Source organism: Kitasatospora sp. LaBMicrA B282 (assembly GCF_050325825.1).
Taxonomy (GTDB): domain Bacteria; phylum Actinomycetota; class Actinomycetes; order Streptomycetales; family Streptomycetaceae; genus Kitasatospora.
On sequence record NZ_JBNQTI010000041.1, the window covers coordinates 1 to 21,885 of the forward strand.

A 21,885-nucleotide genomic window follows, 5' to 3' on the forward strand; every position below is an offset into this window, starting at 1 on the left:
GGGGGAGGGGGGTGTGGTCCCCTGCAGTCCGTGTGGCCCGCCGGGGCGGCCGGCAGCGCCCGGGACTCGCTCGCCGGCGCGGCCGCGGTGGCCGACCGGCTGCCGGCGGAGCTGGGGCGTGCGGTGCTGGTCGGCGCGCGGGAGGCGTTCACCGGCGGCCTGCACGGGGCGGCGATCGGCGCCTCGGTCCTGATGCTGCTCGGGGCGGTGCTCGCCCCGGTGCTGCTGCGCGGGGCCGGAACCCCCGGGGACCCGGGTGACGGCGGCGGCCCGGCCTGATCGGGGAGATCCTGCGGGGGTGCCGAAGTCGGCACCCCCGCAGGGCTGTTCAGCGGTGCGAGGGGAACTCCACGACCTGCTGGTAGGTCGGCCGGTTCTGCCAGCTGATCGAGTCGTCGGTGACGCCGCCCAGCGGCCGCTGGATGATGGTGTCCGCGCACCACTGGTCACCGGCCGAGCAGGAGCCGTCGCCCGGGTAGACCTGGGTGGCCGGCTCGGCGGCCGCCTGCTGCAGGGTGTTCAGCAGCACCGTGCGGCAGGCCGACAGGGTGCCGCCGCCGCAGTAGGGCTGGGCCAGGGGCCCGGCCACCGGCTCGCCGAGCACCGCCCGCAGGTCCTTGTCCAGGTAGCTCCACCAGCCGTACTGGAACGACGAACCCTTGTGCGGGATGGACTCGTTGGCGCTCACCGATCCGCTGGTGGCGCCGGTCTGGCCGCCGGAGGGCGACTCGTTGATCTGCAGCGCCCCGGTCAGCGCGGCGTAGAGCTGGTCGCCGAGCCCGGGGTGCATGACGCCGTCGGCGAGCAGCGGCCACCAGGCGTCCATCAGCTGGATCGCGGCCGCGTTCGCGTAACCGTGGCTGCCGGCCGTGGTCTCCACCCGCTTCGAGCCGGCCGCCTGCCAGGCCTGCAACTCGCTTACGAAGGAAGCGAGTTGCGGATCGGTGACCGGCTGACTGTCGATCACCTGGAGCAGCTCGGGCAGCACGTCCTCGCCGCGCAGGTCGGTGACCGCCGCGTCCTCCATCGCCCCGGTGAGCATCGCCCGGGTGACCCCGCCCTGGGCGACCAGCGCCTTGACCCGGGAGTCCAGCAGGTTGACCCGGTGCACCGAGCCGTCGCCGAAGCCGGCCGAACCGTAGTCCAGCGCCTGCTTGTTGTTCCAGGAGACGTAGTAGTCCTGGTCCACGCCCTGCGGGTGCTGGCTCGGCGGGGTGTACTGCGCCGTGTTGCCGCTCGGGTCGAAGCCCTGCCACTCGTAGGCGGGCTGGGCCAGCACCGGCAGTCCGGGGTCCACGCCCGGGGCGCGCACCGGGTTGTCCCCCGAGTTGTAGTAGGCGATGTGCTGGGAGTCGGCGTAGAACCAGTTGAAGGTGTAGTTGATGTTCTGCGCGGCCTGCTGGAAGCTCGCCGGGTCGTGCACCGAGCCCGGGTCGTTGAGCATCTGGAAGCCGATGATCGAGTCCACCTCGTGGTCGTAGCTGGAACGCAGCGAGGTGAACGCCACCGGGGTCCCGCCGACCGTGCCGCGGGCGGTCACCAGCCCGTAGTCGGAGCGGTACATCACCAGCGAGTAGGAGCCGGCCGGGGTGGAGTCGGCGGTGGTCGGCGACCAGGCGTCGTTCTGCACCAGCTTGTCGAAGGGGGTGCAGACCCCGTGGTACAGGTAGGACTCGGCGGCCAGGGTGACCGGCGAGCCGTCGGTGGTGCACAGCGGCACCGCGTAGGTGTCGGTGATGTCCTGCCCGGCCGAGGTGGCGCTCCAGGCGTAGTCCTGGCCGCGGCCGAGCTCCACGTAGAAGCTCAGGCCGGCGAAGGCGGCGCCGCGGGCGCTGATCCCCGGCCCCTGCAACTCCTCCAGCATCAGCAGCTGCGGGGCGAAGTAGCCGGTCTGCGGGCCGAACACCGCGACCGGGTGCCCGCTGGCGGTGTACTTGCCGGAGACCAGCAGCGCGTTGGACATGCCGTGCTTGGCGGTCAGCAGGTTGCCCGGCAGCACCCCGGCGGCCTTGGTGGTGGCGGAGGTGGCCGAGCCGGTGGCGTCGTAGACCAGCTGCTCGGGCACCACCGAACCCGGGTCGGGCATCGCCACGCCCTGCGGATCGCTCGGCGGCAGCGCGTACGGGAAGGACTGCCCGTCGTGCAGCGTGGTGACCGCCTCCGGGTCGTTGGCCTCGCGCAGCGACTGCCAGACCTGGTCGCCCAGCGCCTGTCCGTAGCGCGCCTCGGCGGCCTGCTTGACCTCGGCCGAGGCCAGCTGCCCGCCGCCGCCCGAGCCGAACAGCGCACCGATCACCGAGGCCAGGGCCACCAGGTCGGTCAGCTTGAAGGGCTCGATCGAGCCGGCGTTGGTGATCGCGTCGACGTGCCCGGTGAGGTCGTACTCGCCGGGGAAGGTGCGGTTGTCGTAGGCCTGGGTCAGGTAGGCGTTGATGCCGTCCACGTAGGCCTGCGCGTCGGCCAGGGCCTGCCGGCCGCGCGGGCCCTCGTTCGCCACCGTGTCGATCTGCGCCTGCAGTTCGTCCTCGGTGTACGGCGCGGCCTGCCAGAAGCTCTGCTCCAGCTGCCGGTTGGCCGCCGCCCCGCCCGCGAAGCCCGACAGCTCGCCGCGCCCGACGTGCCGGAACAGGTCCATCACCCAGAGGCGGTCCTGGGCGGCCGCGTAACCGGCGCCGTACTCGGTGCCGTAGCGGGTGGTGCCGGTGATGTGGGGGACACCGGTGGCCTTGTCCCGCACGATGGTCACGTCCGAGCGGGGGCTGATGCTGCTCTCCACCTGGTCGGCCGGCACGCCGAACGAGGCGTCGTCGAAGAACGAGTTCAGCTGGGCGTCGGTCAGCCCCGGGTAGCTGTCGGCGAGCGAGGCGTACGGGCCGAGCTGGTCCTCGGTGTGCGCCGGGCGGGTGCCGAAGACCTTGTTGGCCAGGATGTCGGCGAGGGTCGCGTTGCCGTTCTCGCCGGGCGGCAGGATGTCGTTGCACTGGCCCGCGCAGTAGTCGGGGGCGGCGGCGGGCAGCGCGTGGACGGCGGCGGAGGCGGGGGTGGTGGCGGCGCCGGGGGAGGCGGCCAGCAGGGCGCCGGCCAGCAGGGCGGCGAGCGCGGCGGCGGGGGCGGTGAAGCGGCGGGATCTGGACTGGCGGTGGGGGGATCGTAAGGTGCTGCGCGGCATGAGTCGGCTCCTCACGCAGGTGGGTGGGGAGTTGACGGTAAGTGGGTTACTGGTCGGTTGACTAGCCGCTGTGCGCGGAAATGTGGGGATTCTTTGTCATGGTGCGATCGAACCTGAGCCCTGGGGGTGCGGGCTCGGGAATGGGCCGGGTTCACCGCTCGGATCGGGGCCGGTCTCACCGCTCGGATCGGGGCTGGTCGCACCGCTCGGATCGGGGGCCGGTCTCACTGCGTGGAGTGGGCCCGTTACACCGCCCGGGCCTGACCAGCGCGAAAGAGCTGGCCGCAATTCGCCTGTACGACAGATCCCTTTGGCCCAGCGCACGTTCTGCCCGGCAACAACGATGGCATGCGAGTCGCGATCGTCACCGAGTCCTTCCCGCCCGAAGTCAACGGCGTCGCCCACAGCGTGCTCCGCACCGCCGAGCACCTGCTCCGGCGCGGCCACCAGCCGCTGGTGATCACCCCGGCGCCGGCCCGCGGTGCGCACAGCCCGGCGCACTCCTTCGGCCCGACCCCCCTCGAGGGTCCGGCCCCGCTCGATGGTTCGGCCCCGTTCGATGGTTCGGGCCGGGTCGATGGTTCGGGCCGGCTCGACCTGCCCGTCGTCCGGATCCCCTCCGTCCCGCTCCCCGGCTACCCCCAGGTCCGCCTCGCGCTGCCCAGCGCCCGGCTCGGTGCGGCGCTCGCCGCCCACCGCCCCGACCTGGTCCACCTGGCCAGCCCGTTCGTCCTCGGTGCCCGCGCGATGACCGAGGCGCGCCGGCTCGGCCTGCCCGCGATCGCCGTCTACCAGACCGACCTGGCCGGCTACGCCCAGGCCTACCGGGTCGGCGGCGGCCTCGGCGCGGCCACCGCCTGGCACCGGATCCGTTCGGTGCACCGGGCCGCCGCCCGCACCCTGGCCCCCTCCACCCCCGCCGCCCAGGACCTCACCGCGCACGGCGTGCCCCGGGTCCACCTGTGGCCGCGCGGCGTCGACTCGCTGCGCTTCCACCCGCGCCACCGCGACCAGGCGCTGCACCGCGCGCTGGCCCCGGGTGGCGAGGTGCTGGTCGGCTACGTCGGCCGGCTGGCCCCCGAGAAGCGGGTCGACCTGCTGGCCGGGGTCTGTGCGCTGCCCGGCGTGCGGCTGGTGGTGATCGGGGACGGGCCGAGCGCCGGCGCGCTCAAGGCGGCGCTGCCCGGCGCGGTCTTCCTCGGCCGCCGCACCGGCGAGGAACTCGCGCGCTGCTACGCCACCCTGGACCTGTTCGTGCACACAGGCCCGCTGGAGACCTTCTGCCAGACCATCCAGGAGGCGATGGCCAGCGGCGTCCCGGTGGTCGGCCCGGCCGCCGGCGGCCCGCTCGACCTGGTCGGCCACCGCCGCACCGGCCTGCTGGTCGCCCCGCGCGACACCCGCGCGGTCACCGAGGCGGTCGCCGAGCTGGCCGCCGACCCCGAGCGGCGGGCCGCCTACGGGCGGGCCGGCCGCGCCGACGTCACCGCGCGCACCTGGGAGGCGGTCGGGGACCTGCTGCTGCGGCACTACGCGGAGGTGCTGGCCGAGCACCGGGGCGAGGTGCTGGAGGTGGCGACGGGGGTGGCGCCGGTGTCCGTGCCGGTGCCGGTGCCGCTGCCGCTGCCGCGGTCGGGGCAGGCGGGGCGGGTGCCCGAGCAGCCGGGGGCTGCGGCGGCTGCGGTGGGTCAGGTGGGTCAGGTGGGGCAGGCGGCCTCGGTGGTCCCGGTGGTTCCCGCGGTGCCGGCGGCTGTGGTGCCCCCGGTGCCTCGGGCGGGTGCGGTCGCCCCGGTGCCTCGGGCGGGCGCGGCCGCGCCGGTCGTGCGGCCCGGTGCGGTCGAGGGGCGGCTGGCATGAGCCGGGGCCTGCGGATCGTCCGCCTCGCGAACTTCATCACCCCGGTCTCCGGCGGCCTGCGCACCGCCCTGCGCCACCTCGGCGCCGGCTACCTGGCCGCCGGGCACCAGCCCGTCCTGGTGCAGCCCGGCCCCGCCCGGCAGGACGAACTCACCGAGCAGGGACGGGTGGTGACCCTGCCCGGCCCGGTGCTGCCGGCCAGCGGCGGCTACCGGGTGCTCACCGACCGCCGTGCGGTGGCCCGGCTGCTCACCGAACTCGCCCCCGACCGCCTGGAGGTCTCCGACCGGACCACGCTGCGCTGGACCGGCCCTTGGGCCCGCCGGCACGGCATCCCGGCCGCGATGGTCTCGCACGAGAACGTCACCGGCCTGCTGCGCACCCGCGGCCTGCCCGACCCGGCCGCCCGGGCGCTCGCCGACCGGCTCAACTCCCGTACGGCGCACAGCTACCGGACGGTGATCTGCACCACCGCCTGGGCGGCCGCCGAGTTCGCCCGGATCGGTGTGCCCAACCTGGTCCGGGCCCCGCTCGGCGTCGACCTGGCCGGCCTGCACCCGAGCCGGTACGACGCCGCCCTGCGGGCCCGGTACGCCGGCCCCGACCGGGTACTGCTGGTGCTCTGCTCGCGGCTCTCCCCGGAGAAGCGGCCTGGTCTGGCGCTGGCGGCACTGGCCGAACTCCGGCGCGGGGGAGTGGACGCGGCGCTGGTGGTGGCGGGCACCGGGCCGCTGCGGGCCCGGCTGGCCGAGCAGGCCGACCGGGAGCGGCTGCCGGTCCGCTTCCTGGGCCACCTGGCCGACCGCGCGCAGCTCGCCGCGCTGCTCGCCTGCGCCGACGTGGTGCTGGCGCCCGGGCCGGTGGAGACCTTCGGACTGGCCGCCCTGGAGGCGCTCGCCTGCGGCACCCCGGTCGCGGTCAGCCGCTCCTCGGCGCTGCCCGACCTGGTCGGCCCGGCCGGTTGCGCGGCCGCCGACACCGGGCCCGGATTCGCCGCCGCGGTCCGCGCGTTGCTGGCCCGTCCGGCGGGGGAACGGCGGGCGGCGGCGCGGGCGCGGGCCGAGCGGTACGGGTGGCCGGCCGCGGTGGCGGCGTTCCTCGCGGTGCACGAGTCGGCGGGGGAGTCGGTGCACGAGTCGGTGACGGAGCCTGTGCGCGAGTCGGCGGGGGAGTTGGTGAGGGAGCCGGGCGGGGAGCCGATAGCGGGCTCGGCGGGATCGGCGGGCTCGGCGGGCGAAGGGGTCGGGGCCGCGGTGTCCGGTGTTGCGGTGTCCGGTGCGAGAGCTCCGGGGAGAGCCGGATGACCGCCCCCGCCCACCCACTCGCCGACCCCCGGCCCGCCCGGCTCACCGAGCTGCGCTTCGTCGCCCTCGGCGACTCCCTGACCGAGGGCGTCGGCAGTCCCGACGGCACCGGCTGGCGCGGCTGGACCGCGCTGCTCGCCCCCGCCCTGGCCGCCGACCCCGCCCGGGTCAGCCACCACAACCTCGCGGTCAGCGGCGCCCTGGCCGCCGACCTGACCCGCACCCAGCTACCGGCGGCCCTCGCCCTGCGGCCCGACCTCGCCGCCGTGGTGATCGGCGGCAACGACACCCTGCGGGCCGGCTTCGACATCGCCCGCACCGCCGCCGCACTCGACGCCACCCTGCGGGCGCTCGCCGGGCAGGGGGCGGTACTGCTCACCGCGTGCCTGCCCGACCCGGGCGTGTTGCTCGGCCTGCCCGGCCCGCTGGCCCGGCCGCTGGCCCGCCGGATGGTCGCCGTCAACGAGGTGGTGCACGCGCTGTCCGCCCGGCACGGCGCGGTCCACCTGCACCTGGCCGACCTCGACTGGCTGGCCGACCGCGCGCTGCTCAGCGCCGACCGGCTGCACCCGAGTCCGGCCGGCCACCTGCTGATCGCCCGTCGCTTCCATGCGCTGCTCGCCACGGCCGGCCACGAGCTCGGCCAGGCCCCGGCCGCGGTCTGCGCACCCCCGCCCCCGAGCCGGGCCGCCGACCTGTGGTGGCTCGCCACCCGCGGCACCGCCTGGCTGGCCCGGCGCAGTGTCGACCTGTTGCCCGGACTGCTCGGCCTGGCCGCCGCCGAACTGCGCCACCGGGGCAGGGGCACCGCCGCGACCCTGGATGCCCGCGCACATACGGCCACCGCAGCAGCGCTGGCGGCGCTGCCACCGCCGCCGTGACGTGTCGCGGTGTGGTGGTGGGGGGTGGCAGGTGGCGGATGGCAGCTGACCGATGGGCGATAACAGCTGACAGATAGTGAAATCTGTCAGCTGTTATCTCTGGTCTGATAGCTGCCAGCCGCCAGCCGCCGGCTGTCAGTCACCAGCCGGTCTACGGCCCCCGGCAGCAGGACGCTGGCAGGGCCACCCCGCCCGGCACCCGCCCACCCGCCCACCCGCCCACCCCGAGTGGACCGGCACCGCTGCCTCCGCCTTCAGGTGCGCCCGAGCCCGCCCACGCGTGTCCGTCGCCCGCCCACGCATGCCCCGGTCCTCGGTCGCCGGCCCGCCCACCGGTCGCCCCGCCCGCGGCACCCCTGCCCCACGCACTCGCCGCCCCCACCCGTCGGCGCTGCCCGCCCCCGTACACCCGTCGCCCGCTGGCCCCCCACCCGCCCGCCCGTCGGGGGTGCCGACCCCGGGTGATAGCGTCGATGGCTCGTTACCGCCCGTCCGACCGGGTGGCCGTCCGGCGGCGGGCAGAAGCGCAGAAGCTGAGGGAGAACGTTCCGAGTGCTGGGCCCATCGACCGCCGAGGCCACCGCGCCGGCCATGCCCCCCACCCCCGCCCTCCGCGCCACCCCGGCCCCGGCCCCGGCCCCGGCCCCGGCCCCGGCCCCGGCATCGGCCCCGGCATCGGCGATACCCGCGGCGCCGGCGGCGCCCCCGACCGACCCCGGGTCCCGGCTGCTGCCCTGGGGCCTGGCGGCGCTCTTCTTCGCCCTCTACGTGATCGTCGCCGTGCGCCGCCACCAGCGCCTGCTCTCTGGCGGCTACGACCTCGGCATCTTCGAACAGGCCGTCCGCAACTACGCCCACCTGCACCTGCCGGTCTCCGACCTCAAGGGCCCTGGCTACGACATCCTGGGCGACCACTTCCACCCGATCCTCGCGGTGCTCGCCCCGCTCTACCGGCTCTTCCCGACCCCGCTGACGCTGCTGCTGGCACAGGCCGCGCTGCTGGCGCTGGCCGTGGTGCCGATCACCCGCTGGGGCCAGCAGACCCGCGGCCGCTGGGTGGGCCTGGCGGCCGGCATCGGCACGGGCTGCGCCTGGGGGATCGTCCGGGTCGACGCGTTCGACTTCCACGAGGTCTGCTTCGCCGTGCCCCTGGTGGCCTTCGCCGTGGAGGCGGCGGGCCGCGAGCGGTGGCGGGCGGCCGCCTGCTGGGCGCTGCCACTGCTGCTGGTCAAGGAGGACCTGGGGCTGACCGTGGCGATGCTGGGCCTCTACATCGCCTGGCGCGGGCCGCGCCGGCTCGGTGTCTGGCTGGCCGTGCTGGGGGTCGTCGGCACCCTGGTCGAGATGTTCGTGCTGATCCCGGCGGCCAGTCCCGCGCACGTCTTCGACTACCTGCAGCAGCTCGAACCGAGCGCCGCCCCGCCCGCGCCGCACGGCGCGAGCGCCTGGTGGCCGCCGACCCGGCTGGACACCGTGCTGCTGCTGCTCGCGCCCACCGCCTTCCTGGCGCTGCGCTCGCCGCTGGCCGCGCTCGCGCTGCCCACCCTGGGGTGGCGCTTCGTCTCGCACAACTCCGCCTACTGGGGCACCGCCTACCACTACAACGGCGTGCTGGTGCCGATCCTGTTCGGTGCGATGGTGGACGTGCTGGCCCGGGAGCGGGTGCGTTACTCCGGGCGCCGACTGCGGGTGGTGCTGGCCGCGGGGCTGGCGGTGACGGCGGTGACGCTGCCGATGTTCCCGCTGGCGGAGGTGGTGGAGCCGGCCACCTGGCGGACCACGGCGCACCAGCGGGCGGGCCTCGCGGTGCTGCGGGAGATCCCGGACGGCGTGACGGTGGCGGCCACCAACCGGATGGCCGCGCAGCTGACCAGCCGGACCACGGTGAGCATGGCCTGCCCGTACCACGCGCCGCGCCGCCCGGTCGACTGGCTGGTGGTGGACACCAAGGACGACACCGCCGACACCACCAACTGCCCGGCCGGCCTGCCCGCGGTGATCGCGCACGCCGAGCAGGCGGGGTACGCGGTGGTGGACAGCCGCGACGGGATCACCCTGCTGCGGGCCGGCGCGGCACCGCCGGCGGGCTGACGCGAGCTCCCCGGGCTGACGGCAGGATCCACGGGTCCCGGCCTGACGCCTCCTCAAACGCCGGACAATCCCGGCCAAACCGCCCACAAACCATCAACGCAGCCACTCCCGATGAGTGGTTGCGTTGACTCTTGTGCGGTCCATCACAGTGAAATATCGTATGGCACATTGCATCGCCCCCGGCACTGGCCTCCCCCTCCACGGTCCCTCCCCCATGCCTCGCGACCGTGCCCCGCCCCGGCCACGCCGGCGTCCGCTGTACCCCTGCCCGCGGCCCCGCGGACAGGGCGCCCCCACGTGATCAGAAACGGACGCTGACCCGTGCTCAGAAACCGGACCGGCCTGCTCCAGCGCAGCCGGCGCACCGCCCTGATAGCGCTCTCCGCGGCGCTGCTCGGCGCCGGGCTCGCCAGCCCGCTCACCAACGCCATCGCCGACCCCGGCGGCGCCAAGCCCGTCACCGTCGAGGCCAAGCCCGGCACGCCCAAGACCGCGGCCACCCTCCCCGCCGGTGGCCCGCACCGCGCCGCGCTCGGCAGCCGCGGCGGCGCCCGGGTCGCCACCACCGCGCAGACCGCGGCCCAGCAGGCGACCACCAAGGGCGGCCGGACCACCCCGCAGCTCGCCGACGGCGCCGACCCGGGCACCGGCGACAACGGTGACGGCCAGGTCGCCAACCAGTACGACCTCCAGGTCACCTACAAGGGCGGCCAGGACTCGGCCGGCGTGGTCATCGGCCCGCCCAAGGTCTACCTGGTGGTGTGGGGCTCCCAGTGGGGCACCCCGTCCACCAACTCCACGGGTGACACCGTGCTGTCCGGCGACGCCGACGGTGCCGTCCCCTACCAGCAGGACTTCTTCAAGGGCCTGGGCAGCGCGGGCGACGGCTGGAGCGCGGTGCTGACCCAGTACTGCGAGGGCATCGCGTCCGGCAGCGTGCAGTGCCCGGCCGGCTCCGCGCACATCCCCTTCCCGCAGCAGGGCAGCGTGCTGGCCGGCGTCTGGGTGGACAACGGCACCGCGGCCCCGCAGGCGGCCACCGAGCCGCAGCTCGGCGCCGAGGCGCTGGCCGCGGCCCAGCACTTCGGCAACACCACCGAGGCGCAGAACCGCAACGTGCAGTACATCATCGACTCGCCGCAGGGCACCGACCCCGACAAGTGGCACGAGCTCGGCTACTGCGCCTGGCACGACTTCCAGCGCTCGTCGTACGGGCAGCTCGCGTACACCAACATGCCCTACCTGCCGGACGTCGCGGGCTGCGGCGCCAACTGGTTCGGTGAGAACACCGCGCGCGGCAAGCTGGACGGCTACGGCATCATCGGCGGTCACGAGTACGCCGAGACGGTCACCGACCCGAACACCCCGGGCGGTTGGACCGACGCCACCGGCCAGGAGGTCGGCGACAAGTGCGCCTGGATCCCCTACGGTTCGAACGGCGGGCTCTTCTTCGAGAACCTCGCCACCGGCTCCTTCCCGCTGCAGACCATCTGGTCCAACACCGACCACCTCTGCATGGCCTCGGACCCGATCTACACCAACCCGCCCGTGGTGGTCAGCACCATGTGCGACCGGACCGACCGTCCCGGCCCGGTGAACATCCCGGCGGTCGCCGAGGACAGCACCGGCGCGGCGGTCAGCTACAGCGCCACCGGCCTGCCCAACGGCCTGAGCATCGACCCGAACAGCGGCGTCATCTCCGGCAACGCCGCGGCCACCAACGGCTACCAGCGGATCACGGTCACCGCGACGGACGGCAACGGCAAGTCCGCGAACACCGGCTTCTGGGAGAACGTCAGTACCGGCGGCCAGGTCGGCTGCGGCGGCATCGAGCAGCTGATCGACCCCGGTTTCGAGAACGGCTCCGCGGACGTCGACCACACCGTGATGACCGACGCCTGGAGCCCCTCCGGCTACAACGTGATCACCCCGTCCAGCCTGCACGCCCCGCACTCCGGCAGCTGGTACGCCTGGCTCGGCCAGGACACCAACGCCGACTCGATCAGCGCCTCGCTGAACACCTACCCGGGCTACACCTCGGCCAACTTCTCCTTCTGGCTGAACGTCGACACCACCAACACCTCGACCAGCGCGCCCGACACCCTCTCCCTGGTGGCCTCCTCGCAGTACTCCGGCCAGCAGTTGGGCGTCGTCAAGACCTGGAGCAGCCAGAACCCGACCAACGGCTACCAGTACCAGTCGGTCGACCTGACCCCGTTCATCAACCAGGTGGGCTTCGGCACCACCATCGAACTCCAGCTGGTCTCCCACGAGGCCGGCGCCACCCCGACCACCGCCTTCCTGGTGGACGACGCCTCGGCGCACGAGAACTGACCCGACCTCGGTAGCACCAACCGCGCCCCCGCCCGGAACCCCGGCCGGGGGCGCGGCTCACGGCGCCCGCAGGGATGGTGCGCTACACCTGAACGACGTGGACGTCCTTGGCACCGAGCGCTTGGAGGTAGCTGCGGATGTCCGTCGGGTCGCTGGTGAAGACGACGGCGCTGCCGTGGCGCGCGGCCGTCAGGGCCACCAGGCCGTCCACGGCGTCCGGGCGCTTCTTCGGAGGAAGTGCGGCACTGCCGAGAGCGGCGCCGATCCGTTGCCAGTCGGCGAGATCCGGCCCGGTGGCACAGGCCATGCAGGCCAACTGTCCCGCCTGGGTGGGCCGAATGGCGGGCTCCGAGCTGCGGGCCTGCGGAATCGTGCACTCTTTCAGGACTCCGGCCAGCGCGTGCACCGTTGCCGGGCTCGGGCGCCACACCTGGGCCAGCACCGGGCCGAGGAGGAGCGGACGGTGGGGCGCGCTCCGCAGGCCTGCATGCAGTCGTACGGCCTTCGCCTTTCGATCGGCGAGAGCGATCAGCATGCCGGTGTCGTAGACCGGCACCCGGGCGTTCATGCAGCTGCTCCCGGGGCGGCCGCCGGGCCGTCGGTGCCGTAGACGAGTTCCATGGCCGCCATGACCTCCTGCCGCTCTTCCTCGGTGAGATCCGCGTCGGTGATGGCGGGTGGTTCGGGAAGTTCGGCGGCTTCGGCCTCGGCGGAAGCTATCACTGCATCGAGGTGCGAGAACTGCGCCTCGGCGGCGTCGGTCTCGGCCATCTGCCGGGTGGCCGCCAGGACCAGGTAGGCCGAGAGATCCAGTCCTGCGCGTTCCGCATGGGCCCGGATTCGCTCGGAGAGCTCGCTGTCCAGGCTGATGCTGATCCTCGTCTTTGCCATGGCTCAACTGTATGACGCGTATTACGCCTGGTCGAGCCGGCGCCGCGAGGGAGATTCGGCGGCGCCGGCCGACCGGTGGCCTCGAGTTCCCCTCACTCCCCCCGTGGTCCCGCCAGGGCTCGTAGGACGGTCAGGGTGGTGTCGCGGGGGACCGGGGCGAAGAAGGCCGCGTCCACGGCGTCCACGGCGGCGATGGCGCGGGGGGCCAGGGCGGCGCCGGCGTCGGTGATGCGCAGCAGCTTGGCGCGGGTGTCGGTGGGGTCGACCTCGCGTTGCAGCAGGCCCTTGGCCTCCAGGGCGCGCACGACCTGGGAGACCATCTTCACGTCGGTGCCGCTCTGGGTGGCCAGGGCGAGCTGGTTGGGGTGGGTGCCCTGGGAGTTGAGCCACCAGGTGCAGGCGAGCAGCACGAACTGCACGTGGGTGAGGTCGAGCGGGCCCAGCGCGGCAGCGATCTCGCGCTGCCAGCGCAGGGTGGCGTGCCAGAGCAGGAAGCCCGGGCTGTCGTCGGGGGTGGGGCCGGCCATCAGGCCCGGGCCTGTTCGGCGAGCTTCACCAGGTTGGCCATGGTCTCGGGCCAGTCGCCGCTGATCGCCGGGCCGATCTGCGGGCCCGCCTGCTCGACGCCGGGGCCGGTGATCTCCAGGCGGTAGAGCACCTGGGTGCGGCCGTCGGCGAGCGGGGTGAGCCGGTGGGTGGTGCGGAAGAGCAGGCCGGCGAACTCGGCCTCGTCGATGAAGTGCCGGTTCTCGGCCACGTCCCGCAGGCGGAGCTCGACCGGGTCCTGGCCGCCCGGGGTCATGGTGATCAGGCTGCCGTCGGCGAACGGGCCGTCGATCCGGATGGCCTCGATGTCGGTGTTCCAGTCACCCCAGCGCTCGACGTCGGCCCAGTGCTGCCAGACGGTCTCGGCGGTGGCGGTGGTCTCGATGGCGTTCTCGTACGTCCACATGGTGGGTCTCCCTCTACGCGTGGGGTCGTCGGTGTGGTGCTCGTTCGATCTCCGTGCCGTCCTTCTGTGAATAGATTATCTATGCGCAGACTATCTGTCCAGGGGTTGCCGAGGACCTTCGACGGCGGGTCGGACCCTGGTCGCCGCGCCGCCGGGCGTGGCAGAGTGCCGCGCATGAGCAGACCCTCGTACCCCCTGCCCGATGTGCTGCGCGTGCTGGCCGAGTTGGTCGCCTGGACGGCGCTGCCCTGGGCGCTCGGCCGCTACTCGCTCTGGCTCTCGCTGGCCGCTCTGGCGCTGCTGGTCGGGCTGCCGGCCGTGCTGGCCACGCCGGGCGACAACGGCAAGACGAACGTGCCGGTGCCGATCCCGGGGTGGGGCACGATCGGCCTGGTCCTGATGGAGCTCGGGGCCGCGGTGGCCGGCGCCTGGCTGCTCTGGCCCGCCTGGGCCGCGGTGCCGGTCACCCTGCTGGTCGGGGCCTGCCTGGTGACCGAACAGCCGCGGTGGCGCCGCCTGATGGGTCGGGGGTAGCGGGGTCGGCGGCCGACCTCAGAGCTGCTTGTCGGCGCCGGTCATGGAGGTGACGGCCTCCGCCACGCTGCTCCGGTAGTCGCCCAGCTTGGGCTTGAGGATCGGGGTGCCGGCGTCGATCGGGAAGTTGTGGGTGTCGGCGTTGGGCATGTGGTCGCCGTCGGCCAGCACGTCCACCTCGTCGATGCCGGGCGCGGTGCCGCTGGTCGCGCCGCTGGGGTCGAGGTCGAGCACCGCGTAGGCGCTGTGGCCGGCCTGCAGGGAGTAGGGCCCGACACCGCCGGGGACCAGCGGCTTGACGTTGTGGCTCTGGTCGGCGGCGGTGGCGTTGCCCAGGTCGACCCGCGGGTAGGCGCTCAGGGTGCAGGCGGCCGGGCCAGTGTTGTGCACCTCGATCACCCGCTGGCGGGCCGCGCCGGCGCGGGCCGACACCTGCACCGTGAGGTTCTGCGTGTCGCAGGGCTGCGCGGCGGCGCCGGACGGGCCGGTGCTGGACGGCGTGTGCGCCGCGGGCGCACTGCTGCGCGCGGATGCGCCGGGCGCCCCCGTCGGTGCCGTGCCCCCCGAGGTCGTGGCGCCCTTCGACGGCGCGGCCGACGCCGCGGGCGGCGCGGCGGCGGTCGTTCCGCCGGTCGAGCTGTCGTCGGGTCCGCAGGCGGTCAGGGCGAGACCGGCCCCGACCACCAGGACGGCGGAGACGAGCAGCGGGTGACGGCGGTGACGGCGGACGGACACGATGGCTCCCCGTGGTTGGTGCGTGCTGACGTGGACACAGCTCTAGACGGTCGGTCAGTCGCCTTTGGTGGCACGACCGGTGTCACAGTCATGAGGACATCCTGATGACGGGACTGTGACAATTCGTTTGCCGACCCACCCCACCGGTCGATCCACCGGTCGACCCGGAGCGGATCGCCGCCGCGGCCCGGGACACCCTGCCCCAGGTGACGACCGCGATCCTGCCCTTCCATAGCGCGGCCGAACTCGACGCCGCCCTGCTGGAGTTCCTCGACCGTTGAGCGTCGGGGCGGCCCTACACCCTCGCGGCCCGCCCCGCGACCGGCATCCAAAAACCGCTTCCCCGCCCACCCCCGGACCCCACAGACTCCCCCCATGACCGCCCTGCGCGCGATCCGCGCCGCCCACGACGCCGACACCATCACGCTCTACCAGGCCTACTCGCCCGCGATCGCCGGGCCCGCGCTCGCCGCCGGGCGGTTCGTGGCGCCGTTCTCGCGGGGGCGGATGACCTGGATCAAGCCGAGCTTCCGGTGGCTGATGCACCGCAGCAACTGGGCGCGCAAGCCGGGGCAGGAGCGGATCCTGGCGGTGCGGATCACCCGGGCGGGCTGGGAGCAGGCACTGGCGAACGCCGTGCTGACCACCGGGGACCCGGCGGCGCTGGCGACCGCGGCGGTGCACGTGCAGTGGGACCCGGAACGGTCGGCGGCCGGTGCCGCGCTCAACCACTACAGCATCCAGGTCGGCGTCGGCCGGGGGATGATCGACGCCCTGGTGGACGACTGGACGGTCGAACTCACCGACCTGACCCCGCAGGTGCGCCGGATCGCCGAGCTGGTCCGGGCCGGCCGCTCGGCCCAGGCGGTGCGGCTGCTGCCGCCCGAGCGGCCCTACCCCCTGGAGCCCGCGCTGGCAAGGAGGCTGGGGATGAGCTGAGTTCCGGCTGCCGCGGGCTCCTCCACCAACGGGTGGAGAATCCCGGCTCAACCCGCGCGCCGATCCCCGCGGCCCGCCCGATCGCCGAGGCTGGTCGGAGCTGAGGCTCCGTCAGGCCTCGGCATCGGCACGAGAGGGGAGTGCTCCGTGTTCCGCACGACCACCGGCTTCCGCACGTCCACCGGTTTCCGCAGGGTCAGCGGACTCCGCAGGACCACCGGCTTCCGCAGGACCAGCGGACTTCGCCGGACCACCGGCAGCGCGACGGGAGCGGTGGCGGCGACGCTCACCCTGCTCCTGGGCGGCCTGCTCGCCACGGCCGGCCCGGCCGCGGCCACCGCACCCGGGCGGGCGGTGGCCAGTGCCCGCGACTGCCGGGCCGCCACCACGCTCGGCCGGGTGCAGGGCCTGGACCGCGGCGCCACCTGCGCCTACCTCGGCGTCCCGTACGCGGCGCCGCCCACCGGTGACCGGCGGTTCCGCCCGCCCGCCCCGCCGGCGGCCTGGCCCGGCACGCTGCGGGCGACCACCGCCAAGCCCGGCTGCCCGCAGGACCTGAGCGGCTCCGGCGCGGGCGTCGAGGACTGCCTGTACACCCAGATCTGGCAGCCGCGTTCCGCCGGGGCGCACAAGCCGGTGCTGGTCTTCCTGCACGGCGGCGCCGACGAGCTCGGTGCGGCGAACGAGCCGGTCTTCGACGGCTCGGTGCTGGCCGCGCGCGGCGACGCGGTCGTGGTCAGCGTCGACTACCGGCTCGGCCTGCTGGGCTGGACCGAACTGGGCGCACTGGACCCGGCTTACGCCGGCTCCGGCAACAACGGGCTGCGCGACGAGATCGCGGCGCTGCGCTGGGTGCGGCAGCAGGTCGGTGCGTTCGGCGGGGACCCGGACGACGTGACCGTCTTCGGGCAGTCGGCCGGCGCGGTCTCGATCTCCGCCCTGCTCGCCGGCGACCACCCGGAGCGGCTCTTCCGGCGGGCGGTGGTGGAGAGCGGCCCGGGCTACCTGGTGCACACCGGGCAGTACGCGAAGGACGCCGCCGCGCACGTGCTGGCCGCCGGGGGGATCACCAGCGTGGCGCAGCTGGACGCGCTGAGCACGCAGCAGCTGCTCCAGCTCCAACTGAAGGCCCAGCAAGGGGTCGCCGGCACGGCCGACGCGCTCTTCTTCGGCCCGTACATCGACGGCAGCCTGATCCCCGGGCCGGTGCTGGACCGGATCGCGGCCGGCAGCGCGCGCCACGTCGAGCTGATGACCGGCAGCAACGAGAACGAGACCGACTACTGGGCGCTCTTCGCCCCCCAGGTGCTGGACCTCCCGCTCTCCGCCTACCGCAGCTTCCCGGCGGTGCTGGCCGACCGCAAGCAGCAGATGTACCAGGTGTACGCGGCCGACCGGCCGGGGCTGGCACCGGGCCGGGTGGTCAACGCGATGCTGACCGACCAGGTGTTCCGGGTGCCCACGCTGCGGATGGCCGCGGCCCAGGCCCGCTGGCGGCCCACCTACGTCTACCGGTTCGACTGGCACGTGCCGTACGTCCCGGGCCTGCCCGAGGCCCAGAACCTGGGCGCGATGCACACCGAGGAGGTCCCCTTCGTGCTCGGCAACGTCGACCTGGCCGACTACCCGCGCGGGTCCGCCACCCTGGCCGCCGAGCGCCCGCAGCTCACCGCGCTGTCGCAGCACATGGTCGACGCCTGGGCGGCCTTCGCCCGCACCGGCTCGCCGGGCTGGCCGAGCTACACCCCGGCGGTGCGGGCCACCAAGATCTGGGACGTGCCCGAGCGGGTGCAGGACGCGCCGCAGGAGAACGAGCGGGTGCTCTGGGACGCCTACGACTTCCCCAGTTGGAACCTGGAGCCCTGGCCCGCCCAGGGCTGAACCGCCCAGGGCTGATCCGCCCAGGGCTGAGCCGCCTACGGCTTGCGGCCGACCGCGCCCCAGATCCCGGTCACCGCGTCACCCTCCCGCTCCGGCAGCTCCGGCCGCCAGCGCGGGACGGTGACGATGCCCGGCTCGAGCAGCTCCAGACCGTCGAAGAACCGGGCCACCTGCTCCCTGCTGCGCAGCGTGAGCCGCTCGGTGGCGGCGCAGTACACGGCCGGGCCGCGCTGCGCCTGCTCGGGGGAGAGGAAGTCGGCGGTGCCGTGCGAGAGGGCGAGGTAGCTGCCGGAGGGCAGGGCGTCGACCAGCTTGCGGACGATGCCGTACGGGTCGCTGTCCTCGCCCACGAAGTGCAGGATCGCGAAGAGCAGCAGCGCGACCGGCTGCCCGAGGTCGAGCAGGTCGCGCACCTCGGGGGCGTCCAGGATCCCGGCGGGGTCGCGCAGGTCGGCCTGGACGACGGAGGCGGAGCCCTTGCTGGCGCCGGCCAGCAGGGCGCGGCTGTGCACCAGCACGATCGGGTCGTTGTCCACGTAGGCGACCCGGGCAGCGGGGTCCACCCGCTGGGCGACCTCGTGGGTGTTGCCCGCGGTCGGGATCCCGGTGCCGATGTCCAGGAACTGCCGCACCCCCTGCTCGGCCAGGTGCTTCACCGCCCGCTGCAGGAACCCCCGGTTGGCCTGGGCACTCAGCCGCACCCGCGGGCTGATCGCGATGATCTCCTCCGCGGCGGCCCGGTCGGCGGGGAAGTTGTCCTTGCCGCCCAGGTAGTAGTCGTACATCCGGGCGGGGTGCGGTATCTCGGGGCGGAGGTCGGTGGGCCGCCGCCCGTCGTCCTCCGCGGACATCCAGTCCAGGGTGATGTCCTGATCATCAGTCACGGCCTGAAGCATATAGGCGGACAGCGGGAATGGGCACGGCTAGCATCACCGCGTGACCTCGAACGATCTTTCGCCGGACCTGCCGGTCTGGCCGGGTTTGTCCCCGCAGCGGCGCACCGCGAGCTACCTCTGCGCCGCGCTGTTCGTGGTCGGCGGCCTGCTCGCCGGCCACGCGATCCACGCGGTGCCCGGCTGGTTGAGCTTCCTGGGCGGGGCCGTGCTCTGGGGCGGTGCGCTCTTCACCGTGAACCTGATCGTCGACAACGACTTCACCGACGGCTACGCCCCCTCGATCGAGCCGGGCGGGCTCTTCTGGGGAGCCGCCACCGGCGGGCTGCTGGGGCTGTCCGTCACGCACCTGCCGCAGAGCCTGTGGGCGCTCGTCCCGCTCTCGTTCACCGCGCTGTTCGCGTTCCTGCTCGGCCGGGGGACCTGGCGGGAGAGGCAGCGGCGGATCGCGGACCGGCGCCGGGCCGCCCGGCGGGCCCACCGGCTGGCCGAGGAGGGCGAGGTGGTGCGGGGCGTCATCACCGAGCTCACGAGTTCCGGCCCGAGCCGCGGCGGAGACGCCCGGGTGAAACTCACCATCCGCTACACCGCCTCCGACGGGGTCGAGTACACCGAGACGGTCGACAAGAGCGTCCCGCTCGTCGACCTGCCCCGGCGCGGCACCGGTGTGACCGTCCGTCACCTTCCGGAGGACCCGCGCGACAGCGAGGTCGAGGTGGACCGCGCCGGGGTGCCCGTGGACGGCGGACCCGCCGACCCCCCGACGCTGGTCGGGGAGCTGGAGCGCCTGGCGGCACTGCACGACGGCGGGCACCTGAGCGACGAGGAGTTCACCTGGGCGAAGGCCCGGCTGCTGGCCGGCAAGGGCTGACCCGTCGGTCAGCGCTCCTGGCCGACGGGGCGGACCACCACCGTGTTCACGTCCACGCCCTCGGGCTGGCCCCCAGACGATGGAGCCGGCGATGTGGTCGTCCGTCAGCATCGGGGCGTTCGGGCGGACGGCACCGCCGCTCTGCTCCCAGAAGTCGGTCGCCACCCGGCCCGGGGCGATCAGGGTGACGCCGATGCCGTGCTCGGTGGCCAGCAGCCGGGTGTTCTCCGCCAGGCCGGTGACCGCCCACTTGGTGGCGCTGTAGAGGTTGCCGGGGGAGTTGATGAACCCGGCGACGCTGCCGACCAGCACGATCCGGCCGCGCGACTCCTTCAACGCCGGGAGCGCCGCGTTGATCAGCAGCGCCGGGCCGAGCACGTTGGTCAGCACCATCGCGCGCCAGTGCTCGGGGTCGCCGTCGGCCACCGTGCCGGAGGTGCCGAAGCCCGCGTTGGCCACCGCGTTGTCGAGCCGGCCGAACCGCTCGAGCGTGGCGGCGACGGCCGCCTGCACGGCCGCGTGGTCGCTCGCGTCCCCCGCGATGGTGAGCAGCGCCTCCGGCTGCCCCACCTCCGCGGCGAACTGCCGCAGCCGCTCCTCACCGCGTGCGGTGACCGCGACCCGGTGGCCGAGCTTCAGCAGCTGCTTGGCCGCGGCGGCGCCGATGCCGCTGCTGCCGCCGGTGATCAGGGTGACCGGAGAGTCCGTCATCGTCAGCTCCTGCAATCCAGGTGAAGGGGTGTCAAGGTCGGTGGCAGTCCATCAGTTGGAGTGCGCTCCAAGTCAACTTCGTTGATCGGCCGTGCCTTGACCTCAAGTCCGCTTGATGAGTCAGGATGCGGGAGAAGACCGCGACGATCAAGGAGTGTCGGCATGCGCGCCGTCTGGCTGACGAAGTTCGGTGACCCGTCCGTCCTGGTGCCCGGCGAGGCGCCCGACCCGGTGCCGGGCCCCGGGCAGGTCCTGATCGAGGTCACCCACGCGAACATCACCTTCGTCGAGACCCAGTTCCGGGCCACCGGCGCGGGCCCGTTCCGGGCCGAGGCGCCGCTGATCCCCGGCAACGGCGTCGGCGGCACGGTCGCCGCGCTCGGCCCCGGGGCGGACCCGGGCCTGCTCGGCCGCCGGGTGGTCAGCGGCACCGGCGGCAGCGGCGGCTACGCCGAGCTGGCCGCGGTGCCGGCCGACGGGCTGTTCGCCGTGCCGGACGGCCTGCCGCTGGACCAGGCGGTCGCGCTGCTCGCCGACGGGCGCACGGCCGTCATGCAGCTGCGCGCCGCCGACCCGCGGCCCGGCGAGCGCGCGCTGGTGCTGGCGGCCGGCGGCGGCGTCGGCAGCCTGCTGGTGCAGCTGGCCGCGGCGGCCGGAGCCACGGTGGTCGCCGCCGCGGGCAGCGCGGAGAAGCTGGCGCTGGCCCGCGAGCTGGGCGCCGCCCACACCATCGACTACCGGGAAGTCGACTGGGCCGACCGTGCACGCGCCGAGCCCGGCGGGGTCGACGTGGTCTTCGACGGCGTCGGCGGCGCGATCGGCCGGGCCGCCTTCGACCTGCTGCGCCCCGGTGGGCGGCTGGACAGCTACGGCCTGGCCAGCGGCGAGTGGACGGCGATCACCGAGGAGACGGCCACCGCCCGCGGAGTACGTCTGGTCGGCGCCGACCGCAGCCCCCACGCCCTGCGCACCGCGACCGAGCACGCGCTGACCGAGGCCGCCGCCGGCCGGCTGCGCCCGGTGATCGGGCGCCGCTTCCCGCTGGCCGGGGCCGCCGCCGCGCACGCCGCCATCGAGGCCCGCGACACCCTGGGCAAGACGCTGCTGGAGACCGGACGCTGATGGCCGCCGCCCGCCTGTCGCCGATCAGTTGGGACCGGCTGACCACCGAACTGGCCGACCGGATCGAGCGCCTGGAGCCGGCCGACGGCGGCGCCTGGCCGCGGGTCGCGGTGGACGGCGCACCGGCGGCCCGGCCCGAACGGCTGGCCGACGCCCTGGCCGAGGAGCTGCGGCTGCGCGGCCGCCCGGTGCAGCGGGTCCGGTCGCGCTCCTTCCTGCGGTCCGCCTCGATCCGGCTGGAGTACGGCCACCAGGACGCCGACGCCTACTACGACCTCTGGCTGGACGACAACGCGCTCCTCCGCGAGGTCTTCACCCCGCTGGACCCGGGCGGCAGCGGCCGGGTGCTGCCCGACCTGCGCGACCCGGACACCGACCGCTCCACCCGCAGCGGCTACGTCGAACTCCCGCCGGGCGGGGTGCTGCTGCTCGACGGCCGGCTGCTGCTCGGCCGCTGGTTCCCGCTGGACCTGACCGTCCACCTGCGGCTCTCCCCGGCTGCGCTGCGCCGCCGCACCCCGGAGGCGGAGCAGTGGACGCTGCCCGCCTTCGCCCGCTACGCGGCGGAGGTGAACCCGGACGAGGCGGCCGACGTCCTGGTCCGGGCCGACGACCCGGAGCACCCGGCCTGGAACCAGGACTGACTGGGACCAGAACTGACTGGAACCCGGACTGACTGGCACCCGGACTGGGCGGAAGGCGGCCCACCGGCACGCCCGG

18 protein-coding genes and 2 pseudogenes are annotated in these 21,885 nt (G+C 74.4%); 12 read left to right on the forward strand and 8 right to left on the reverse strand.

The annotated features are described in order from the left end of the window. Positions 1 to 30 precede the first annotated feature (30 nt). A complete protein-coding gene (locus tag ACQRUO_RS14195) occupies positions 31 to 279 on the forward strand; it encodes a hypothetical protein (protein WP_428316233.1) in 249 nt (82 codons plus the stop codon). Between the two features lie 49 nt (positions 280 to 328). On the opposite strand, the gene ACQRUO_RS14200 is transcribed toward ACQRUO_RS14195, so the two are convergent. Beyond that, positions 329 to 3,169 (reverse strand): penicillin acylase family protein, encoded by a 2,841-nt coding sequence (locus tag ACQRUO_RS14200; RefSeq protein WP_428316234.1) that lies wholly within the window; start codon positions 3,167 to 3,169, stop codon positions 329 to 331. Between the two features lie 348 nt (positions 3,170 to 3,517). Here ACQRUO_RS14200 and ACQRUO_RS14205 point away from each other — a divergent pair. From ACQRUO_RS14205 to ACQRUO_RS14225, 5 genes and pseudogenes are all read left to right on the forward strand, one after another. Then, a pseudogene (locus ACQRUO_RS14205) lies at positions 3,518 to 4,738 on the forward strand (glycosyltransferase family 4 protein); the annotation flags it as partial. A 284-nt stretch (positions 4,739 to 5,022) separates the two neighbouring features. Then, positions 5,023 to 6,330, forward strand: coding sequence for a glycosyltransferase (locus ACQRUO_RS14210; RefSeq protein ID WP_428316235.1), 1,308 nt, complete (start codon positions 5,023 to 5,025; stop codon positions 6,328 to 6,330). Then, positions 6,327 to 7,211, forward strand: a complete 885-nt coding sequence (locus ACQRUO_RS14215; protein ID WP_428316236.1) for an SGNH/GDSL hydrolase family protein — start codon at positions 6,327 to 6,329, stop codon at positions 7,209 to 7,211. The genes ACQRUO_RS14210 and ACQRUO_RS14215 overlap by 4 nt, the downstream gene beginning before the upstream one ends. Before the next feature lie 552 nt (positions 7,212 to 7,763). Then, complete coding sequence (locus ACQRUO_RS14220; protein ID WP_428316237.1) at positions 7,764 to 9,302, forward strand: DUF2079 domain-containing protein; 1,539 nt, start codon at positions 7,764 to 7,766, stop codon at positions 9,300 to 9,302. Positions 9,303 to 9,623: 321 nt separating this feature from the next. Beyond that, a complete protein-coding gene (locus tag ACQRUO_RS14225; protein ID WP_428316238.1) occupies positions 9,624 to 11,636 on the forward strand; it encodes an Ig domain-containing protein in 2,013 nt (670 codons plus the stop codon). An 82-nt stretch (positions 11,637 to 11,718) separates the two neighbouring features. Here ACQRUO_RS14225 and ACQRUO_RS14230 read toward each other — a convergent pair whose 3' ends face one another. The 4 genes from ACQRUO_RS14230 to ACQRUO_RS14245 all read right to left on the reverse strand — a co-directional run bounded on the left by ACQRUO_RS14230 (position 11,719) and on the right by ACQRUO_RS14245 (position 13,479). Further along, positions 11,719 to 12,204: a hypothetical protein gene (locus ACQRUO_RS14230; protein ID WP_428316239.1), complete on the reverse strand. Its 486-nt coding sequence runs from the start codon at positions 12,202 to 12,204 to the stop codon at positions 11,719 to 11,721. After that, the gene (locus ACQRUO_RS14235; protein WP_428316240.1) at positions 12,201 to 12,527 is read right to left on the reverse strand and encodes a hypothetical protein; all 327 of its coding nucleotides are present in this window, start codon (positions 12,525 to 12,527) and stop codon (positions 12,201 to 12,203) included. The genes ACQRUO_RS14230 and ACQRUO_RS14235 overlap by 4 nt, the downstream gene beginning before the upstream one ends. A 92-nt stretch (positions 12,528 to 12,619) precedes the next feature. Beyond that, positions 12,620 to 13,054 (reverse strand): MarR family winged helix-turn-helix transcriptional regulator, encoded by a 435-nt coding sequence (locus tag ACQRUO_RS14240; protein WP_428316241.1) that lies wholly within the window; start codon positions 13,052 to 13,054, stop codon positions 12,620 to 12,622. Next, complete coding sequence (locus tag ACQRUO_RS14245) at positions 13,054 to 13,479, reverse strand: SRPBCC family protein (protein ID WP_428316242.1); 426 nt, start codon at positions 13,477 to 13,479, stop codon at positions 13,054 to 13,056. Before ACQRUO_RS14245 ends, ACQRUO_RS14240 begins: the two co-directional genes overlap by 1 nt. A 174-nt stretch (positions 13,480 to 13,653) precedes the next feature. Between ACQRUO_RS14245 and ACQRUO_RS14250 the strand changes: the two genes are divergently transcribed. Continuing rightward, positions 13,654 to 14,013, forward strand: coding sequence for a hypothetical protein (locus tag ACQRUO_RS14250; protein ID WP_428316243.1), 360 nt, complete (start codon positions 13,654 to 13,656; stop codon positions 14,011 to 14,013). An 18-nt stretch (positions 14,014 to 14,031) separates the two neighbouring features. Here ACQRUO_RS14250 and ACQRUO_RS14255 read toward each other — a convergent pair whose 3' ends face one another. Then, complete coding sequence (locus ACQRUO_RS14255) at positions 14,032 to 14,748, reverse strand: DUF4232 domain-containing protein (RefSeq protein WP_428316244.1); 717 nt, start codon at positions 14,746 to 14,748, stop codon at positions 14,032 to 14,034. A 375-nt stretch (positions 14,749 to 15,123) separates the two neighbouring features. On the opposite strand from ACQRUO_RS14255, the gene ACQRUO_RS14260 reads away from it, so the two are divergent. Together ACQRUO_RS14260 and ACQRUO_RS14265 are read left to right on the forward strand one after the other, a co-directional pair. After that, positions 15,124 to 15,687, forward strand: coding sequence for a DUF4291 domain-containing protein (locus tag ACQRUO_RS14260; RefSeq protein WP_428316245.1), 564 nt, complete (start codon positions 15,124 to 15,126; stop codon positions 15,685 to 15,687). 147 nt (positions 15,688 to 15,834) lie between these two features. After that, the gene (locus ACQRUO_RS14265) at positions 15,835 to 17,568 is read left to right on the forward strand and encodes a carboxylesterase/lipase family protein (protein ID WP_428316246.1); all 1,734 of its coding nucleotides are present in this window, start codon (positions 15,835 to 15,837) and stop codon (positions 17,566 to 17,568) included. A gap of 35 nt (positions 17,569 to 17,603) precedes the next feature. Here ACQRUO_RS14265 and ACQRUO_RS14270 read toward each other — a convergent pair whose 3' ends face one another. Further along, entirely contained in the window at positions 17,604 to 18,452 is an 849-nt protein-coding gene (locus ACQRUO_RS14270) for an SAM-dependent methyltransferase (protein ID WP_428316247.1), read from the reverse strand. Between the two features lie 52 nt (positions 18,453 to 18,504). Between ACQRUO_RS14270 and ACQRUO_RS14275 the strand changes: the two genes are divergently transcribed. Then, entirely contained in the window at positions 18,505 to 19,332 is an 828-nt protein-coding gene (locus tag ACQRUO_RS14275; RefSeq protein WP_428316248.1) for a hypothetical protein, read from the forward strand. Positions 19,333 to 19,340: 8 nt separating this feature from the next. Here the strand turns inward: ACQRUO_RS14275 and ACQRUO_RS14280 are convergent. After that, positions 19,341 to 20,043, reverse strand: a pseudogene (locus ACQRUO_RS14280) (SDR family oxidoreductase). 162 nt (positions 20,044 to 20,205) lie between these two features. Between ACQRUO_RS14280 and ACQRUO_RS14285 the strand changes: the two are divergent. Both ACQRUO_RS14285 and ACQRUO_RS14290 read left to right on the forward strand, forming a co-directional pair. After that, on the forward strand, positions 20,206 to 21,165 hold the full coding sequence (locus ACQRUO_RS14285) for a zinc-binding dehydrogenase (RefSeq protein WP_428316249.1): 960 nt from the start codon (positions 20,206 to 20,208) through the stop codon (positions 21,163 to 21,165). After that, a complete protein-coding gene (locus ACQRUO_RS14290; RefSeq protein ID WP_428316250.1) occupies positions 21,165 to 21,809 on the forward strand; it encodes a uridine kinase in 645 nt (214 codons plus the stop codon). The genes ACQRUO_RS14285 and ACQRUO_RS14290 overlap by 1 nt, the downstream gene beginning before the upstream one ends. The last annotated feature ends 76 nt before the right edge of the window (positions 21,810 to 21,885 follow it).

What these genes read in the sequence shown, in the direction of transcription:
- ACQRUO_RS14215 (WP_428316236.1), top strand. Translation starts at nt 6,327, where the DNA reads ATGACCGCCCCCGCCCACCCACTCGCCGACCCCCGGCCCGCCCGGCTC.
- ACQRUO_RS14285 (WP_428316249.1), top strand. Translation starts at nt 20,206, where the DNA reads ATGCGCGCCGTCTGGCTGACGAAGTTCGGTGACCCGTCCGTCCTGGTG.
- ACQRUO_RS14235 (WP_428316240.1), bottom strand. Translation starts at nt 12,527, where the DNA reads ATGGCAAAGACGAGGATCAGCATCAGCCTGGACAGCGAGCTCTCCGAG.
- ACQRUO_RS14250 (WP_428316243.1), top strand. Translation starts at nt 13,654, where the DNA reads ATGAGCAGACCCTCGTACCCCCTGCCCGATGTGCTGCGCGTGCTGGCC.
- ACQRUO_RS14200 (WP_428316234.1), bottom strand. Translation starts at nt 3,169, where the DNA reads ATGCCGCGCAGCACCTTACGATCCCCCCACCGCCAGTCCAGATCCCGC.
- ACQRUO_RS14245 (WP_428316242.1), bottom strand. Translation starts at nt 13,479, where the DNA reads ATGTGGACGTACGAGAACGCCATCGAGACCACCGCCACCGCCGAGACC.
- ACQRUO_RS14230 (WP_428316239.1), bottom strand. Translation starts at nt 12,204, where the DNA reads ATGAACGCCCGGGTGCCGGTCTACGACACCGGCATGCTGATCGCTCTC.
- ACQRUO_RS14240 (WP_428316241.1), bottom strand. Translation starts at nt 13,054, where the DNA reads ATGGCCGGCCCCACCCCCGACGACAGCCCGGGCTTCCTGCTCTGGCAC.
- ACQRUO_RS14260 (WP_428316245.1), top strand. Translation starts at nt 15,124, where the DNA reads ATGACCGCCCTGCGCGCGATCCGCGCCGCCCACGACGCCGACACCATC.
- ACQRUO_RS14210 (WP_428316235.1), top strand. Translation starts at nt 5,023, where the DNA reads ATGAGCCGGGGCCTGCGGATCGTCCGCCTCGCGAACTTCATCACCCCG.
- ACQRUO_RS14290 (WP_428316250.1), top strand. Translation starts at nt 21,165, where the DNA reads ATGGCCGCCGCCCGCCTGTCGCCGATCAGTTGGGACCGGCTGACCACC.